The sequence below is a fragment of the Roseicella frigidaeris genome (genome assembly GCF_003258945.1).
GTDB lineage: Bacteria > Pseudomonadota > Alphaproteobacteria > Acetobacterales > Acetobacteraceae > Paracraurococcus > Paracraurococcus frigidaeris.
Genome location: NZ_QLIX01000002.1, coordinates 203,397 through 220,259, shown reverse-complemented (window position 1 = coordinate 220,259; position 16,863 = coordinate 203,397). Strand labels below are relative to the sequence as shown.

The 16,863-nt window shown below is 73.7% G+C and carries 12 protein-coding genes; 9 read left to right on the top strand and 3 right to left on the bottom strand.

All coding sequences use genetic code 11. The features are described from left to right. Positions 1-89 precede the first annotated feature (89 nt). Positions 90-1,103 carry a P1 family peptidase gene (locus DOO78_RS03890; protein WP_111468714.1) on the top strand — a complete coding sequence of 338 codons (1,014 nt, stop codon included), beginning with the start codon at positions 90-92 and terminating at the stop codon, positions 1,101-1,103. Positions 1,104-1,116: 13 nt separating this feature from the next. Here the strand turns inward: DOO78_RS03890 and DOO78_RS03885 are convergent, their stop codons facing one another. Next, on the bottom strand, positions 1,117-2,283 hold the full coding sequence (locus tag DOO78_RS03885) for an amidohydrolase (protein WP_111468414.1): 1,167 nt from the start codon (positions 2,281-2,283) through the stop codon (positions 1,117-1,119). 77 nt (positions 2,284-2,360) lie between these two features. Here DOO78_RS03885 and DOO78_RS03880 point away from each other — a divergent pair, with 77 nt between their 5' ends. From DOO78_RS03880 to DOO78_RS03855, 6 genes are all read left to right on the top strand, one after another. Beyond that, on the top strand, positions 2,361-4,274 hold the full coding sequence (locus DOO78_RS03880; protein ID WP_128079994.1) for an autotransporter assembly complex protein TamA: 1,914 nt from the start codon (positions 2,361-2,363) through the stop codon (positions 4,272-4,274). After that, entirely contained in the window at positions 4,274-8,074 is a 3,801-nt protein-coding gene (locus tag DOO78_RS03875) for a translocation/assembly module TamB domain-containing protein (RefSeq protein ID WP_111468412.1), read from the top strand. The genes DOO78_RS03880 and DOO78_RS03875 overlap by 1 nt, the downstream gene beginning before the upstream one ends. Positions 8,075-8,241: 167 nt before the next feature. After that, positions 8,242-9,330: a DUF2252 family protein gene (locus DOO78_RS03870; RefSeq protein ID WP_165838706.1), complete on the top strand. Its 1,089-nt coding sequence runs from the start codon at positions 8,242-8,244 to the stop codon at positions 9,328-9,330. An 88-nt stretch (positions 9,331-9,418) separates the two neighbouring features. Further along, the gene (locus DOO78_RS03865; protein ID WP_111468410.1) at positions 9,419-9,871 is read left to right on the top strand and encodes a MarR family winged helix-turn-helix transcriptional regulator; all 453 of its coding nucleotides are present in this window, start codon (positions 9,419-9,421) and stop codon (positions 9,869-9,871) included. A gap of 16 nt (positions 9,872-9,887) precedes the next feature. After that, positions 9,888-11,000 carry an HlyD family secretion protein gene (locus DOO78_RS03860; RefSeq protein ID WP_111468409.1) on the top strand — a complete coding sequence of 371 codons (1,113 nt, stop codon included), beginning with the start codon at positions 9,888-9,890 and terminating at the stop codon, positions 10,998-11,000. 1 nt (position 11,001) lies between these two features. Then, complete coding sequence (locus tag DOO78_RS03855) at positions 11,002-12,543, top strand: DHA2 family efflux MFS transporter permease subunit (RefSeq protein WP_111468408.1); 1,542 nt, start codon at positions 11,002-11,004, stop codon at positions 12,541-12,543. Positions 12,544-12,676: 133 nt separating this feature from the next. Here the strand turns inward: DOO78_RS03855 and DOO78_RS03850 are convergent, their stop codons facing one another. Both DOO78_RS03850 and DOO78_RS03845 read right to left on the bottom strand, forming a co-directional pair. After that, entirely contained in the window at positions 12,677-13,687 is a 1,011-nt protein-coding gene (locus tag DOO78_RS03850) for an NAD(P)H-dependent flavin oxidoreductase (protein WP_111468407.1), read from the bottom strand. Between the two features lie 15 nt (positions 13,688-13,702). Further along, positions 13,703-14,458, bottom strand: a complete 756-nt coding sequence (locus DOO78_RS03845; protein WP_111468406.1) for an enoyl-CoA hydratase-related protein — start codon at positions 14,456-14,458, stop codon at positions 13,703-13,705. 113 nt (positions 14,459-14,571) lie between these two features. Here DOO78_RS03845 and DOO78_RS03840 point away from each other — a divergent pair, with 113 nt between their 5' ends. Both DOO78_RS03840 and DOO78_RS03835 read left to right on the top strand, forming a co-directional pair. Beyond that, on the top strand, positions 14,572-15,531 hold the full coding sequence (locus tag DOO78_RS03840; protein WP_165838705.1) for a tripartite tricarboxylate transporter substrate binding protein: 960 nt from the start codon (positions 14,572-14,574) through the stop codon (positions 15,529-15,531). A gap of 252 nt (positions 15,532-15,783) precedes the next feature. Beyond that, the gene (locus DOO78_RS03835; RefSeq protein ID WP_111468404.1) at positions 15,784-16,860 is read left to right on the top strand and encodes an efflux RND transporter periplasmic adaptor subunit; all 1,077 of its coding nucleotides are present in this window, start codon (positions 15,784-15,786) and stop codon (positions 16,858-16,860) included. Positions 16,861-16,863 lie beyond the last annotated feature (3 nt).

The following is a 16,863-nucleotide window of genomic DNA, read 5'->3' as shown; positions in this document are numbered from 1 at the left end:
TATGCGGCATGGGTCATGACGGAACCTCCATCGCCCTCGGATGGCGCCCTCGGATGGCGCCGGCGGCGCTGCCATGCGAGGCTCGCCGCATGAGCCTCAGCCCCGGCCCCCGCAACCGCATCACCGATGTCGAGGGCATCCTCGTCGGCAATGCCGAGGATCACCGCATCCGCACCGGCGTCACCGTGATCTTTCCGGAGACGCGTTGCGCCGCCATCGCCGATATCCGCGGCGGCGCCCCCGGCACGCTCAACATTCAGGCCATGGAGCCGGCGAGCCTGCGCAACGAGGTCGATGCCATCGTGCTCTCCGGCGGCTCGATGTACGGGCTGGACGCGGCGGGCGGGGTGGTGGCGGCGCTCGGCGCCCGCGGCCGCGGCGTCGCCTTCGGCGGCGCCGTCATCCCGGTGGTGCCGGCGGCGATCCTCTTCGACCTGGTGAATGGCGGCGACAAATCCTGGGGCGAGACGCCGCCCTATGGCGCGCTCGGCCGCGCCGCGCTCGATGCCGTCGGGCCGGACTTCGCTCTCGGCAATGCCGGGGCCGGGCTCGGCGCCCGCGCCGGGGCGCTGAAGGGCGGCCTCGGCAGCGCCAGCACGGTGACGGCGGACGGGTTGCAGATCGGCTCCCTGGTCGCGGTGAACAGCTTCGGCAGCGTGGTGATGCCAGGCACCGACCGGTTCTGGGCCGGGCCGCTGGAGATGGGGGCGGAGTTCGGCGGTCTCGGCCCGCCGCCCGCGGAGTGGCGCGGCGAGGCGGAGATGCCCTTGCCGCCCGGCTTCGCGCTCAACCCGATGGCCAACACCACCATCGCGGTGGTCGCGGTGAACGCGGCGCTGGACAAGGGGGCGCTGCAACGCCTGGCGATCATGGCGCAGGACGGGCTGGCGCGGGCGATCCGGCCGATCCACACGCCCTTCGACGGCGACAGCGTCTTCGCCCTGGCCACCGGGCGGGTGCCGCTCAGCGGCCCGGCCATGCTGGCGCGGCTCGGGCATCTGGCGGCGGATACGCTGGCGCGGGCGGTGGCGCGCGGCGTCTACCATGCCGAGAGCCTCGGCGACCGGCCGGGCTGGCGCAGCCGGTTCGGGCCGGCGGCCTGACCGCGCCGGCCGTTCACCCCGTGGCGAGGGCGCGCTTCGCCACCGCGGCGAGGAAGCCGCTCGCCGCCGGCAGGATGGCGTCGTTGAAATCGTAGCGCGGGTTGTGCAGCTCGCAGCCGCCCTCGCCGTTCCGGTCCGCGGGGCCGTTGCCGATCCAGACGAAGGCGCCCGGCACCTCGTGCAGGAACCAGGAGAAATCCTCGCCCGTCATCGCCGGCAGCAGGTCGCGCCGCACCGCGGTGACGCTGGCCGCGGCCGCGGCGGCCATGTCGCGCTCGCCCGGATGGTTGGCCGTCACCGGCACGCCGACGCGGAACTCCACCGCCGCGGTCAGGCCGAAGGTGGCGGCGATGCCCGCGGCGACCCGGCGCAGCCCGGCCTCGATCGCCGCGCCCGTCGCATCGGAGAGCCAGCGCGCCGTGCCCTTCAGCACCGCCCGGTCGGCGATCTGGTTCTGCGCCTCGCCGGCCTCGGCGATGGTGACGCTGACCACGCCCGCCTGCATCGGATCGACGTTGCGCGCGACGATGCTCTGCAGCGCGACGATGCAATGCCCGGCGCCGAGCATCGGGTCGCGCGTTAGATGCGGCAGCGCGGCATGGCCGGCATGGCCCTCGAAGGTGATCTCGAAGCGGGCGCCGGCCGCCATCACCGCGCGGTCGTGCACCGCGACGGTGCCGGCCGCGAGGCCCGGCCAATTGTGCCAGCCGAAGATCCGCTCCATCGGGAAGCGGCGGAACAGCCCGTCGGCGATCATCGCCCGGGCGCCGCCGCCGCCCTCCTCGGCCGGCTGGAAGACGAGCTGCACCGTGCCCGACCAGTCCGGATCCTGCATCAGCAGGGCGGCGGCGCCGAGCAGGGCGGTGGTGTGTCCGTCATGGCCGCAGGCATGCATGACGCCGGGGATGGTGGAGCGATGCGGCAGCGCCTCGTTCAACTCCTGGATCGGCAGCGCGTCCATGTCGCCGCGCAGCCCGACGCTGCGATTGCCGCCGGCGCCGCCCCGGCGGATGGTGCCGACGACGCCATGCCCGCCGACGCCCTCGGTGACCTCGACCCCCATCTCGCGCAGCCGCGCCGCCACGAAGGCGGCGGTCTCGCCCTCCTGCAGCGTCAGGCCCGGATGGGCGTGCAGATGGCGGCGCCAGACGGTCAGTCTTTCGGCGAGAGCGTCTTCCATGGCAGTGTCCTAGCCCGCACCCCGGGGCAGTTCCATCCCCAGGGGGAACCAAGCCCCTGGAAATTGCTTCCGCATCCGTGTCTGCCCGCTTCCGCCCTCTCCTCTCCGCCCTCCTGCTCGTTGCGGGCCTCGCCCTCGCCCAGGAGCCACGGCAGCCATCGCAGCCAGGGCCCGACCCGTCGGCGGAACCGCAGCCGGACCCGGAGAACCTGCCCTATCAGGTGGAGATCGAGCCGACCGGCGATTCGGCCCTCGATGCGGCGCTGCAGGCGGTCTCGCAGCTCGTCACCCTGCAGGAGAGCTCGCCCACCACGGCCAGCGGCGTCCTCGCCCGGGCGAATGGCGACCGCGAGCGGCTGCAGCGGGCGCTGCAATCGGAGGGCTACTGGGCCGGCACCACAAGGATCGAGATGGCCGGCGGGGCGGTCGGCGACACGGGCATGCTGGATCGGCTGGAGGCCACGCGCGAGCGGCCGCTCAAGATCCGCATCACCGCCGACAAGCGCGCGCCCTACCACATCGCCCATATCAGCCTGCACGCCGACAACCCGGCGCAGCAGGCGGCGGTGGACGCGGCGGCGGCGACGCCCTTCGGCCTCGCGGTCGGCGACGTCGCCCGTGCCGCGCCGGTGCTCGCCGCCGAGGGCAGCCTGAAGGACCGGCTGCTTGCCGCCGGCCACCCCCTGGCCACGGTGGTGACGCGCGAGACCACGGTCGATCACGACCGGCGCAGCATGGACGTCGCCTGGACCTTCGCCCCCGGCCCGGTCGCCCGCTTCGCCGCGCCCGAGGTCGCGGGCATGACCCGGATGGATGCCGGCTTCCTGCGGGCGCAGGCCGCGCAGATCGAGGGCGAGCGTTACAGCCCGGAACGGCTGGAGCGGCAGCGGCAGGAGCTGATGGCGCTCGGCGCCTTCGGCTCGGTGCAGGCCCGGGCGGCGGAGCGGCTGGACGAGGCGGGCAACCTCCCGGTCACCTTCGTCGTCGCCGAGCGCGCCCGCCGCGCCATCGGCATCAACCTCGCCTACGAGACCAATTACGGCCCGACGGTGCGGCTCTACTGGGAGCACCGCAACCTCTTCGGCCATGCCGAGCAGCTGCGGCTGGAGGCCGAGATCGCCCGTCTGGGCACGAATGGCGGCCTGGAGAACTCCACCTACCGGATCGGCGGCACCTATCGCGACCCGGATGTCTTCGGCTTCGGCCTCGGCCCGCAATGGAGCTTCATCGGCAGCGCCTGGTATCTGCGCGAGCGGCTCGAGGCCTATGATCGCGATGCCGTCACCCTCTCCGCGCTGCTGGAGCGGCGGCTGTCGCGGCGGTTCAGCTTCAATTTCGGCCCGGTGCTGGATTTCGGCAGCAGCGGCCCGCCGGGCGGCACGCTGACCCCCTACCAGATCGCCGGGGTGCAATTCGGCACCCGCTACGACGGCACCGACAGCCTGCTCGACCCGTCGCGCGGCTGGCGGGTGAACGGCACCCTCACCCCCTCCTGGTCCTTCCGGGAATCGACGCCCTTCGCGCCGCTCCGCGTGACCGCCAGCACCTATTGGGACGTGCTGGGGGAGCGGCGGACCATCCTCGCCGTCCGCGGCACCTTCGGCTCGCTGCTCGGCGCCGACCTGCCCAACGTGCCGCGGCATCAGCGCTTCTATGCCGGCGGCGGCGGCTCGGTGCGCGGCTACGACTACCAGTCGATCGGCCCGCGCGACGGGTTGAACCGCCCCTCCGGCGGCTCCAGCCTGCTCGAGACCAGCCTCGAGCTGCGGCAAAGGATCTGGGGCAATATCGGCGGCGTTGCCTTCGTCGATGCCGGCTCGGTCGGCACCAGCTCGGCGCCCGACACCTCGAATCTACGGGTCGGCGCCGGGGTTGGCCTGCGCTACTTCACGGCGATCGGCCCGATCCGGGCCGACATCGCCTTCCCGCTGGTGAAGCAGCGGGACAACTCGGCCTTCGGCCTCTATGTCGGGATCGGTCAGTCCTTCTGATGCGTCGCGCCACGAAATGGCTGCTGGGGATCCTGCTGGTCCTCGTCGCCCTGCCGCTGCTGCTCATCGGGGGCGCCCTGGTCTGGGTGAACACCGAGGGCGGGCGGTCCATGGTGGCGCGGCTGGCGAGCGGCCAGGTGCCGGGGCTGAGCATCGAGGGGCTCAGCGGCCCCATCCCCGGCCGCGTCGGCGCGGCGCGCATCACCATGGCCGACAAGGACGGGATCTGGCTGACGGTCGAGGAGGCGCTGATCGACCTCGACCTGATGGCGCTCGCCAGCCGCACCTTCCGCATCGAGCGGCTGGAGGCGGCGCGCATCGCGGTGCCGCGGCTGCCTGCCCCGGGCGAGCCGGCGCCGCCGCCCGAGCCCTCGCCGCCCTCCGACAGCGTGCTGCCGCAGCTTCCCTCCCTGCCGGTCGCGGTGCGGCTCGACCATCTCGGGGTCGGGCGGCTGGAGCTGGGCGCGCCGGTGATCCAGCAGGACGCCGTCTTCTCGGTCGATGGCCATGCCGCGCTCGAGTCCGGGGCGCTGCGGGCCGCCCTCGCCCTCAAGCGCCTCGATGCCGAGGGGACTGTCGATCTCGACCTCGCCCTCGCCCCGAAGGACGACCGGCTCGCGGCGAAGCTCTCGGTGCATGAGGCGCCGGGCGGCATCGGCCCCACCCTGGCCGGGCTGAAGGACCAGCCGCTGGCGCTCGACCTGACGCTCGATGGCCCGGCCAGCGGCGCCGTGCTCGACCTGACGGCGGCGCTGGGGCCGGAGATCGGCGCCAAGCTGGCCGGCACGGTCCGCGCCCGGCCGGACGGGGCGCTCGGCGCGACGCTGACGGGCGAGGCCCGTGGCGGCCCCCTGCTGCCCGCCCAGGCCAGGCCGGTCGCCGAGCCGGCGCAGCTCGCCCTCGATGCCGATCTCGACGCCGATCGCCGGCTGGCGCTGCGCGATCTGAGCGTCGCCGTGCCGGCCGGGCAGCTCGGCCTGACGGGCAGCGCCGATCTCGGCACCGAGGCGCTCGACCTCGCGGCCCGGCTCGCCCTCGCCCCCTCCGAGCGCTTCGGCGCCCTGCTGCCGGCCGGGCTCGCCTGGCAGGCGGTCAAGGCCGATGCGGCGATCGGCGGCACCATCGGCAAGCCGAAGCTCGACCTCACCCTGGTCCCGGAGGCGCTCCGCACCGGCGTCGCCCAGGCCGATGCGGTGCTCGGCCCGGCGCCGCGCCTGGCGGTGAAGGCGGCGATGCCGGGGCCGGAGCTGGATGCCCGGCTGGAGGGCGCGGAGGGCCGGCTGACCGCCACCGGCACCCTCGCCGAGCCGATCGCCCTGGATGCCAGGCTCTCCCTGCCGCGGCTCGCCGTGCTCGGCGGCGGCTCCGAGGGGGCGCTGGAGGCGCGGGTGCAGGCGAGCGGCCAGCTCGCCGATCCCGACCTCGTCGTCACCGCCGAGTCCGGCCGCATCGCCGCTGCCGGCCATGTGCTGGAGGCGCTGGCGCTGAACGCCAAGGTCGCCACCCCGGCCTCGGCGCCGCGCGGCACCGCCAATCTCGACGGCAAGCTGGACGGCATGCCGCTCGCCCTGGCCTTCCGCGGCCAGCCGGAGGGCCAGTTCGTCCAAGTGGAGCAGGGCGAGTTCCGCCTCGGCCCGGCGCATCTCGACCTGACCGGCCGCCTCGACCCGGGGGCGAAGCTCTTCGACGGCACGGCGAAGCTCACGGCGAGCGACCTCGCCCCGCTCGGCCGGCTCGGCGGGGTGCAGGGGCTCGGCGGGCGGCTGGCGCTCGATGCCAGGCTGGCCCCGCGCGACGGGCTGCAGGGCTTCGAGGCGAAGCTCGATGCGCCGCAGCTCGCCTTCAATGGCCAGGAGGGCAGCCTGCAGGCCAGCGCCGCCGGCACCCCGGCCGCGCTCGACTGGACCGTCCAGGGCCGCGCCACCCAGGGCGCCGTCTCCGGCCGCGGCCATGTGGCGCGGCAGGAGGGCAACACCCGCCTCGACCTCGCGGCGCTGGAGGCGCAGGCCATGGGCGAGTCGCTGCGCCTGGCCGCGCCGACGCGGGTGACCCTCGGCGGCGATGGCGGCATCGAGATCGCCCCCACCACCATTTCCGTCAGCCGCGGGGGCCGGATCGAGGCGCGGGGCCGCTGGGGGCCGGAGCGGGCCGACCTGACGGCGAGCATCGCCGCGCTGCCCCTCGCCCTGGCCGAGCCCTTCGCCCCCGACATCAAGCCGCAGGGCACGCTGAGCGCCGATCTGCGGGCGACCGGCCCGGTGTCGCAGCCGGAGATCCGGGCGGTGGTGAACGGCACCGGCCTCGGCGCCGGCGCCGACTGGGCGCGCGGCCTGCCGCCGGCGACGCTCCGCGCCGAGGGCAGCCTGGCCGGCCAGGCGGCGCAGCTCCGCGCCGATCTGGAGGCCGGGCCGGCGGGCCGCCTCACCGCCCAGGCGCGGCTGCCGCAGGGCTTCGGCCCGGCCAACGCGCTTGCCGCCACGCTGGACGGCACCCTCAACCTGGCGCCGCTCGCCAGCCCCTTCCTCGCCGCCGGGGCGGACCGGGTGACCGGGCGGCTGGCCCTGGCGCTCCGGGCCGACGGGACGGTCGGCACGCCCCGCCTCGGCGGCCGCGCCACCCTCGCCAACACCGAGTACCGCAACACCCAGTACGGGGTGCGGATCTTCGACGTGAACGGCACCGTCTCCGGCGAGGGGACGCGGCTCGTCATCGACGGCATCAACGCCCGCACCGCCGGCAACGGCACGATCAATGTCCGGGGCAGCATCGATGCCGGCGCGGCGGGCTTCCCGGCCGACATCACCATCACCGCGCGCAATGCGAGGCCCGTGGTCTCCGACCTCGTTACGGCCTCGCTCGGCACCGATCTGCGGCTGCAGGGGCCGGTGACGGGCGGCGGCACCCTCTCCGGCGAGGTGCGGATCAACGAGGCCGAGATCCGCATCCCGCAGAACCTGCCGGCCAGCGTGCCGACGCTCACCAATGTGCGGCAGAAGGGCCGGCTGCCGCCGGGGGTGATCCCGCCGCCGCCGCCGCCCAAACCCGCGCCGCCGGCGCCGCCCTTCAACCTCGACGTCCTCGTGAATGCCCCGCAGAGCATCTTCGTCCGCGGCCGCGGCATCGATGTGGAGCTCGGCGGCCGCATCAAGGTCGGCGGCACCACCGCCGCGCCCTCGCCGAACGGCGCGCTCAACCTCCGGCGCGGCGATCTCGACCTGCTGGGCCGGCGGGTGACCTTCCGCCGCGGCACCATCGGCTTCGTGCCCGGCTCGCTGCTGCCGACGCTCGACCTCATGGCGCAGTCGCAGGCGAGCAACACCACCATCACCATCAACGTCACCGGCTCGCCGGCCGATCCGAAGGTGAGCTTCACCTCCTCGCCGGAACTGCCGCAGGACGAGGTTCTGGCGCGGCTGCTCTTCGACCGGCCGACCAGCCGGCTTTCGCCGCTCGAGATCGCGCAGATCGCCACGGCGGTGGCGCAGATGAGCGGCGTCGGCGGCGGCGCCGCCAACCCGCTCGACCGGGTGCGCTCCTTGCTCGGGCTCGACCGGCTCGGCGTCTCCGGCGGCGGCGAGCAATCCGGCGCGGCCTCCGAGAGCAGCCAGAAGGGTCCGACGGTCGAGGCCGGCCGCTATGTGGCGCCCGGCGTCTTCCTCGGCGTCCGGCAGGGCACCCAGGGCGGGCAGACCGGCGTCGGCGTGCAGGTGGAGCTGACGCCGCGGCTGAAGCTCGACGGCCAGACCGCGACCGGGCCCGCCGGCGACCGGCTCGGCCTCTCCTACGAGCTGGAATACTAGGAGCAGATCCTGATCAGGTGATCTCCCCGATCGGGTGAAGATGCTCTGGAAACAGCAGCCTGGCGGCTTTGTTGGGCCTCCCGCGCGCCACGGCATGGCACCGTTTTCATGGCCGCGCCATGCCGCCGATGCGTCGGGACCGCCGGGCCGGCCCTATCTTCGGGAGCATGCCGAAGACCGATATCCTGCAGGCGCTCGATGCCTATGACGCCTGGCTCGGCCGCCACTGCGCGGTGATCCCGGCGGCGCTCGCCCGCAAGCGGCAGCGCATGGCGGCCGATCCCTTCGCCTTCCTCCGCGGCACCGCCTTCCGCTTCGCCGCGCAATTCGCCGCCCTGCTGCCGAAGCTCGCCGCCGCCCGGCGGGTGCCCTCCTGCGGCGACGCGCATCTGGAGAATTTCGGCACCTGGCGGGATGCCGAGGGGCGGCTGGTCTGGGGCGTGAACGACCTCGACGAGGCCGCCGCCCTGCCCTTCACCGCCGATCTGGTGCGGCTCGCCGCCAGCGCCCTGCTTGCCCGCCCGCCGGATGGCCCGGGCGGGCGCGAGATCGCCGCCAGCCTGCTGCGAGGCTATGCCGCCCATCTCGCCGCGCCGCGCGCCTTCGTCCTCGACGAGGAGCATGCCGCGCTCCGCGCCATGGTGCTGCCCGATCCGCCGGCGCGCGCCGCCTTCTGGGCCAAGCTGGCCGGGCTGCCGGCCGCCGAGCCGCCGCCAGCCTGGCGCCAGGCCCTCGTCGCGGCGCTGCCGCCGGGCGCCGACCCGCCGCGTTTCGCCGCCCGCGAAGCCGGGCTCGGCAGCCTCGGCCGGCCCCGCCTGGTGGCGATCGCGCATTGGCGCGGCGGCCAGGTGGTGCGCGAGGGAAAGGCACGGGTGCCCTCGGCCTGGCTGCAGGCCGGCTTCCCGGGGGCGGAGGCGATCGATGTCGCGGCGCTGGCCAACAGCCTGAACCGGGCGGCCGACCCCTGGTATGCCCTGCCGCCCGGCCTCGTCATCCGCCGCCTCGCGCCGGACAGCCGCAAGCTGGAGGCGCCGGGCGGCGATCCGGGCCGGTTGCTCACCCAGTTGGAGGCGATGGGCGGCGAGATCGGCAACCTGCATGCCGATGGCGCGGCCGGCGCCGGCATCCTCGGCGATCTCGAACAAATGCCGGCGGACTGGCTGCGGGATGCGGCGCGGTGCATGGCCGAGGCCGTGCGGGCGGACCAGGCGGCGCTCGCCGCAGCCCTGCCGGCCGCCCAACGCTCGATATCGTGAAAAATGAGTGTGGACGGGGCGATTTTCTGCTGTTGGGCTTATCATAACGCGGCTTATATTCAGCCGCCTGAGGACTTGCCCAGCCCCGATGCCCGACCTGCAAGAGCCCAACCTGCTGATCCTGCTGCATGATGTCGCGCGGCTCATGCGCACCCTCGCGGACCGGCGGGCGCGCGCGCATGGGATGACCCGGGCGCAGTGGATGATCCTCCTGCGCCTGCGCCGCTGCGGCGGCATGACCCAGCGGGAGCTGGCGGAGATCCTGGAGGTCGAGCCGATCACGGTCGGCCGGCTGGTGGACCGCCTCACCGCGCGCGGCCTGGTGGAGCGCCGGGCCGATCCCGCCGATCGGCGCGTTTGGCGGCTGCACCTCGCCCCGGAGGCCTCCCCGGTGCTGGCCGAGATCGACGCGGTGCGGCTCGCCTTCGATGCCGAGGTCACCGCCGGCCTCTCGCCGGAGCGGCGGCAGGTGGTGACCGAGACCCTGCTGCTGATGAAGAACAACCTTGTGGCCGCCGGCGAAGCCGGCGAGGCCGCCTGAGGAAGTGACATAGTCCATGCCCGAAGGTTCCATCCGTGCCGGGCGCAGTGCCCGGGATCCGGCGCCCGATCAGGCGACGACGACGGAGCCGCGCCGCCGCCGCCGCTGGCTGCGCCCCGCCCTGATGCTCGGCGGCGCGCTGGTCGTGGCGCTCGGCGCCGGCGCGTTCTGGCTGGAGGGCGGCCGCTATGCCGGCACCGACGACGCCTATGTGCAGGCTGACAAGCTGCTGCTCTCGACCGATGTCTCCGGCATCGTCCAGCGCATCGAGGTGCGCGAGGGGCAGGTCGTCGCCGCCGGCCAGCCGCTGGTCCGGCTCGACGCGGCGCCCTTCCAATACGCCGTGCAGCAGGCCGAGGCGCAGCTCCTGCAGACCCGGCTGAACCTCGAGGCCATGCAGGCCGACTACCGCCGCATCCAGCGCGACGCGGCGGCGCAGGAGGCGGCGGTGCAGCTCGCCCAGGCGACCAACGACCGCGCGGCGCAGATCGTCAACAGCGGCGCGGTCACGCGCGCCGCCTATGACCAGGCGCGCTTCGGCTTGGCGCAGGCGAAGCAGCAGCTCGAATCGCTGAAGATCCAGGCGCAGGTGCAGCTCGCCAAGCTCGGCGGCTCGGCCGATGCGCCGATCGACCAGCACCCGGATGTCCGCGCCGCCCAGGCGCGGCTGGACGAGGCGCGGCGGCAGCTCGACCACACGACGATCCGCGCCCCCTTCGCCGGCACCGTCACCCAGGTCTCCTCGCTGCAGCCGGGCCAGTATCTCGGCGCCGCCACCCCGGCCTTCGCCCTCGTCTCCTCCGACCATGTCTGGGTGGACGCGCTGCCGAAGGAGACCGACCTCACCCATGTGAGGGCCGGCAATCCCGTGACGGTGACGATCGACACCTATCCGGGCGTCACCTGGAAGGGCGAGGTCGAGAGCATCAGCCCCGCCTCGGGCTCCACCTTCAGCGTGCTGCCGGCGCAGAACGCCTCCGGCAACTGGGTCAAGGTGGTGCAGCGCATCCCGGTGCGGATCCGGGTCGAGCAGGGCGCCGACATGCCGCAACTCCGCGCCGGCATGAGCGCCGTGGTCTCGATCGACACCGGCCACGAGCGGCATCTCAGCGACCTGATCGGAGGCTGAGATGTCCGGCTCCGCCGCGGCGGAGGTGGTGCCGCACCGCGCCATCATCACCGTCTGCGCCATGGTGGCGACGCTGATGCAGGCGCTGGACGGCACCATCGCCAATGTCGCCCTGCCCTACATGCAGGGCGGGCTGGCGGCCACCTCCGACCAGATCACCTGGGTGCTGACCAGCTACATCACCGCGGCCGCCATCCTGACCGCGCCGGTCGGCTTCCTGGTCGCCCGCTTCGGGCGGCGCAGCGTCTTCCTGCTCTCGGTCGGCGGCTTCACCCTCGCCTCCGTGCTCTGCGGCGCGGCGCAGACGCTCGACCAGATGGTGGTGTTCCGCCTGCTGCAGGGCGCCTTCGGCGCCGCGCTGGTGCCGCTCAGCCAGTCCACCATGCTCGACATCTACCCGCCGGCGCAGCGCGGCTCGGCGATGGCGATCTGGGGCATGGGCGTGATGGTCGGGCCGATCCTCGGGCCGACCCTCGGCGGCTACCTGACCGAGAACCTGAACTGGCGCTGGGTCTTCTACGTCAACCTGCCCTTCGGCCTGCTCGCCTTCCTCGGCCTGCTGCTCTTCCTGCCGCGCGGCGGCGCGCAGCCCGGCCGCCGCTTCGACTGGACCGGCTTCGGCGCCCTCGCGCTCGGCGTCGGCGCGCTGCAGATCATGCTCGACCGCGGCGAGCTGAAGAACTGGTTCGGCTCGACCGAGATCATCATCGAGGCGACGCTCGCCGCGCTCGGCCTCTATCTCTTCCTCGTCCACATGGCGCTGGCCGAGAAGCCCTTCATCCCGCCGCGCATCTTCCGCGACCGCAATTTCGTCGCCGGGCTCGGCATCATGTTCGTGGTCGGCGTCATCCTCTTCGCCACCTCGGCCCTGCTCGCGCCCTATCTGCAGACGCTGGCCGACTACCCGGTCTTCACCGCCGGCCTCGCCATGGCGCCGCGCGGCATCGGCACCATGGCGGCGATGTTCGTCGCCGGCCGGCTGGCCTCCCGGCTCGATCCCCGCAAGATCATGGCCTTCGGCATCCTGATCCTGTCCTGGACGCTCTGGGACATGACCTACTGGACGCCGGACATCCCGATGCGCTGGCTGATGCTGGTCACCGTGGTGCAGGGCATGGGCCTCGGCTTCGTCTTCATCCCGCTCAACCTCGTCGCCTTCGCGACGCTGGACCCGGCGCTGCGCACCGACGGCACCTCGCTCATCAGCCTGCTGCGCAACCTCGGCTCGGCGATCGGCATCTCGGCGCTGGCGGCGCTGCTGACGCGCAACACGCAGATCATGCACGCCTCGCTGGCGGAGCACATCACGCCGCTGAACCGGCTGTTCGAGCTGCCGGCGATCCGCCGCTTCTGGGATTTCCACACCGCCGAGGGGGTGGCGGCGCTGAATGCCGAGGTGACGCGGCAATCGACCATCATCGCCTATGGCAACGACTTCTACCTGCTGATGGTGCTGGCGCTCGGCATGCTGTTCCTGTTGCCGCTGATGCGGCGGCCGCCGCGGGCCGTCGCCGCCGATCCGGCGCATGCGGCGATGGACTGAATTCCCCACGAAGCCGTCGCGCGGCTCCGCGGGGGCCCCGGGATTCGCTCCTGAACCTCGGCACGTCACAGCCTTCCGAGGCGAAGCCTCGGAGGGGCAACGGGTGGCGAGGGCGTGACTGACGGGCCAAGTGCTATTCGGCAGCGGCGGCGTCGAGGAGCTTTTCCCAGGCGGGGTTGACCAGGGGGCTGCGGTCGCCGAGGCGGGCGCGGGCGGCGGCGTATTCGCGCCGCAGCCGCTCGACCAGCGCCGCCGCCGGCACCACCTCGCGCACCGTGCCGATCCCCTGGCCCGAGCCCCAGATATCCTTCCAGCGCCGCTTGCGCTCGCTGCCGAAGCTCATGGCGCTCGGGTCGCTGGTCGGCAGGTTGTCGGGGTCGAGCCCGGCCTTCCGCAGCGAGGGCTTCAGGTAGTTGCCGTGCACGCCGGTGATGAGGTTGGTGTAGACGATGTCCTCGGCGCCGCTCTCGACGATCATCTGCCGCTGCTCGGGCTGCGAGCGCGCCTCCTCGGTGGCGATGAAGGCGCTGCCGATATAGGCGAAGTCGGCGCCGAGCGCCTCGGCGGCCAGGATGCTGCGGCCATGCGCGATGGCGCCCGAGAGGGCGATCGGCCCGTCGAACCAGGCCCGTGTCTCCTGCAGGAAGCCGAAGGGCGAGAGGGCGCCGGCATGGCCGCCCGCGCCGGCTGCCACCAGCACCAGCCCGTCGGCGCCCTTGTCGATGGCGCTGTGGGCGAAGCGCTGGTTGATCACGTCATGCAGCACATGGCCGCCATAGGAATGGATCGCCTGGTTCACCTCCGGCCGGGCGCCGAGGGAGGAGATGATCAGCGGCACCCGGTGCTTCACGCAGATCGCCAGGTCGTGCTCCAGCCGGTCGTTCGACTTGTGCACGATGAGGTTGATGGCGAAGGGCGCCGCCTTGCGGTCCGGGTGGCGGGCGTCATGCGCCGCCAGGCGCTCCTTGATCTCGATCACCCATTCCTCGAACTGCTCGGCGGGCCGGGCATTCAGCGAGGGCATGGAGCCGACCACGCCGGCGGTGCACTGCGCCACGACGAGGTCGGGGACCGAGATGATGAAGAGCGGCGAGCCGATGACGGGCAGCGACAGCCGGCCCTTCATCATGTCCAGCAACGACATGGGCAATCCTTCAGGTCAGCGCTTCGGCTTCAGCACATTGGCCATGATGGCCTGGGTCTCGGGCGCGCGCAGGCGCTCGGCGATCAGCACCCGCTCCTCCTCCATCCGCGCCAGCAGCGGCGGCATCTCCGGCCGCAGCAGCCGCTTGGTCAGGCGCATCGCCTCCACCGGCTTCTCAGCCAGGGCGCGCGCCGTCGCCGTGGCGTTGGGCAGCAGCTCGGCGCGGTCGAGGATGCGGTTGACGAAGCCCATGCGCTCGGCCGCCGCGGCGTCGAAGAACTCGCCGAGCATCATGAGCTCGGCCGCCTTGTGCTTGCCGGCCAGCCAGGGCACCAGCATGGAGGCGCCGAGCTCCGGCACCAGGCCGAGATCGACGAAGGGCAGGCGGAAGCGGGCCTCCGGCGCGGCATAGACGATGTCGGCATGCAGCAGCATGGTGCAGCCGATGCCGATCGCGAGCCCCGGCACGGCGGCGACCAGCGGCTTCTCGAAATTCGCCAGGCCGAAATAGAAGCGCCGGCTCGGCGTCGGCACCGCCGGGTCCTCGGCCGGGCGCGGCGCGCGGAAATCGGCGATGTCGTTGCCGGCGCAGAAGACCTCCTCCGTGCCGGTCAGCAGCAGGCAGCGGATCGCCGGATCGGCGGCGCTGCGCTCGATGGCGTCGGCGAGGCCGGCATACATGTCGCGCGTCAGCGCGTTCTTCTTCTCCGGCCGGTGCATGGCCACGGTGCAGACGCCGTCCGCCACCGAGACGCGGATATGCTCGGACATCGCTTGGCTCCTCCTGCCGCCATAGCAGGGCCGGGCGCGGCCGGCGTCAAGCGCGGGCCCATTCCCGGGGCCGCCCCGCCATGGCACCCTGCCGGCCATACCGGGAGGACACCATGAGCGCAGCAGGTCCAGGGCGTCGGCCCCTTCTCGCCCTGGCGGCGGCGGCGCTGGCGAGCCCGGCCCTGGCCCAGCCGCGGCCCTTCACCCTGGTCGTGCCCTTCCCTCCCGGCGGCTCCACCGACCTGATGGGACGCCTGCTCGCCGAGCGGATGCAGCTGGCGCTCGGCGCCCCGGTGCTGGTGGACAACCGGCCCGGCGCGGCCACCGTGGTCGGCGCGGAAGCCGTGGCGCGCGCCGCCCCGGATGGCTACACGCTGCTGGTCAACTCGGGCACGACGCTGACGCTGAACCCGCTGCTGATGCGCCGGCTGTCCTACAAGGTGGAGGATTTCGCCCCCGCCTCGCTGCTCTCGGTGCTGCCCTTCGCCTTCCTGCTGCAGATGGGCATGCCGCAGACCATCCCGGAATTCGTCGCCCTGGCGCGGGCGAAGCCCGGCCAGCTCAATTACGGCACCAACGGGCCCTCGAGCTTCAACAACATCGCCGCGGTGCTGGTCGCCGAGAGGCTCGGCATCCGCATGCAGGACGTGACCTACAAGGGCGATGCGCAGCAGCTCAACGATTTCCTCGGCGGCACGCTCGACCTGCTGGTGGTGGGCGGGGCGAGCGCCATCCAGCCGCACCGCAACGGCCAGGGCCGCATCCTCGCCTGGACCGGGGACCGCCGGATGCCCGCCACCCCGGACCGCCCCACCTTCGAGGAATCCGTCCCCGGCACCGTGGCGCAGACCTATTTCGGCCTGGTCGCGCCGGCGCGGACGCCGCAGCCCATGATCGAGCGGGTCTCCGCCGCGGCTGCCGCCGCCCTGCAGGAGCCGATGCTGCGCGACAAGCTGCTCGGCGAGGGGCAGTTCGCCCTCGGCACCGGACCGGAGGAGTTCGCCCGCTTCCTGCGCCAGGAGGCCGGGCGCTGGGCGCCGGTGCTGCAGCGGATGAACCTGCAGATCGATTGAGCCGGCGCGGGCCACGCCCCGCCGTTAATAAACCACCAACCCTATCGCATACAATGCTGCCCAGGAACCACCCGGGCAGGTCGCAATCCGCCTCGCCCGGACGGACCGAGCGGGGAGGCGCTCCGGGTCCCGGTGGCCGATCTGGCTGATCTCGTGCTGCGCGCTCTCCGGCCGTGAAGGGCGCGCTCCGGCGAGGATCGACCGATCCTCGGCCCGCACGTCATCCGACCTCCGGCCGTGCGGAGCCAGCCCATGCGCCACCTCCTGCTGCTCGCGCCGCTCGCCCTCGCCGGCTGCAAGGCCGAAAGCGCGCCGCAGCCGGAGGCCGAGCGGCCGCGGCCGGTCCAGGTGGCCGAGGTCCATCTGGCCCCGGCGACCGAGGCGCATGCCTTCACCGGCGTGGTCCGGGCCCGGCACGAGGCCGACATCGCCTTCCGCGCCGGCGGCCGGATCACCGCCAGGCTGGTCGAGGTCGGGCAGAAGGTCGTGGCCGGCCAGCCGCTGGCGCGGATCGAGGAGGCGGATCTCTCGCTCGCCATGCGCGCCGCCGAGGCGGACCTCTCGGCGGCCGAGGCGCAGGCCCGGCAGGCCGCGGCGGAGGCCTCGCGCTCGAAGGCGCTCCGCGCCGCCGGCCATGTCTCCATCGCCTATGACGACCAGCGCATCGCCGCCGCCCGCAGCGCCGCCGAACGGGCCGCCGCGACCCGCGCCGCCCTCGACCTCGCCCGCCGCCGGCTCGACTATGCGCTGCTGCGCGCCCCGGGCAATGGCGTGGTCACCGCCCTGCTCGCCGAAGCGGGACAGGTGGTGGCCGAGGGGCAGCCGGTCTTCCGCCTGGCCAACCCGGAGGAGCGCGAGCTGGTCGTGCAGGTGCCGGAGGCGGCCGTCGCGCGCCTCGCCGCGGCCAGCGCGGCGGCGCAGTTCTGGGCGCATCCCGGCCTCTCGCTGCCGGCCCGCCTGCGCGAGCTGGCGCCGCAGGCGGAGACGGCGCTCCGCACCTACACCGCCCGCTTCGCCCTGCCCGAGGCACCGGACTGGATCGCGCTCGGCATGACCGGCACGGTGCTCACCGAGGCGCCGGGCGAGACGCTGGCGACCCTCCCCCTCTCCGCCCTGCACGACCGCGGTGAGGGCCCCATGGTCTGGCGGGTGGCCGAGGGCCGCATCGCCGCGGTGCCGGTGGAGGTGGTCTCGCTCGGCGAGGTCACGGCCGCGCTGCGCGGCGCGCTCGCCGAGGGCGACCGGGTGGTGGCGCTCGGCCCGCAGCTCCTCGACCCGACGAGCCGCGTCCGCATCGCCGGCCTGCGCGCCGCGGCGACGCTGCGCTGAGGC

Coding starts and splice junctions, on each gene's coding strand:
- DOO78_RS03890 (WP_111468714.1), top strand. CDS start 90: ATGAGCCTCAGCCCCGGCCCCCGCAACCGCATCACCGATGTCGAGGGC.
- DOO78_RS03870 (WP_165838706.1), top strand. CDS start 8,242: ATGCCGAAGACCGATATCCTGCAGGCGCTCGATGCCTATGACGCCTGG.
- DOO78_RS03885 (WP_111468414.1), bottom strand. CDS start 2,283: ATGGAAGACGCTCTCGCCGAAAGACTGACCGTCTGGCGCCGCCATCTG.
- DOO78_RS03855 (WP_111468408.1), top strand. CDS start 11,002: ATGTCCGGCTCCGCCGCGGCGGAGGTGGTGCCGCACCGCGCCATCATC.
- DOO78_RS03835 (WP_111468404.1), top strand. CDS start 15,784: ATGCGCCACCTCCTGCTGCTCGCGCCGCTCGCCCTCGCCGGCTGCAAG.
- DOO78_RS03865 (WP_111468410.1), top strand. CDS start 9,419: ATGCCCGACCTGCAAGAGCCCAACCTGCTGATCCTGCTGCATGATGTC.
- DOO78_RS03875 (WP_111468412.1), top strand. CDS start 4,274: ATGCGTCGCGCCACGAAATGGCTGCTGGGGATCCTGCTGGTCCTCGTC.
- DOO78_RS03840 (WP_165838705.1), top strand. CDS start 14,572: ATGAGCGCAGCAGGTCCAGGGCGTCGGCCCCTTCTCGCCCTGGCGGCG.
- DOO78_RS03850 (WP_111468407.1), bottom strand. CDS start 13,687: ATGTCGTTGCTGGACATGATGAAGGGCCGGCTGTCGCTGCCCGTCATC.
- DOO78_RS03845 (WP_111468406.1), bottom strand. CDS start 14,458: ATGTCCGAGCATATCCGCGTCTCGGTGGCGGACGGCGTCTGCACCGTG.
- DOO78_RS03860 (WP_111468409.1), top strand. CDS start 9,888: ATGCCCGAAGGTTCCATCCGTGCCGGGCGCAGTGCCCGGGATCCGGCG.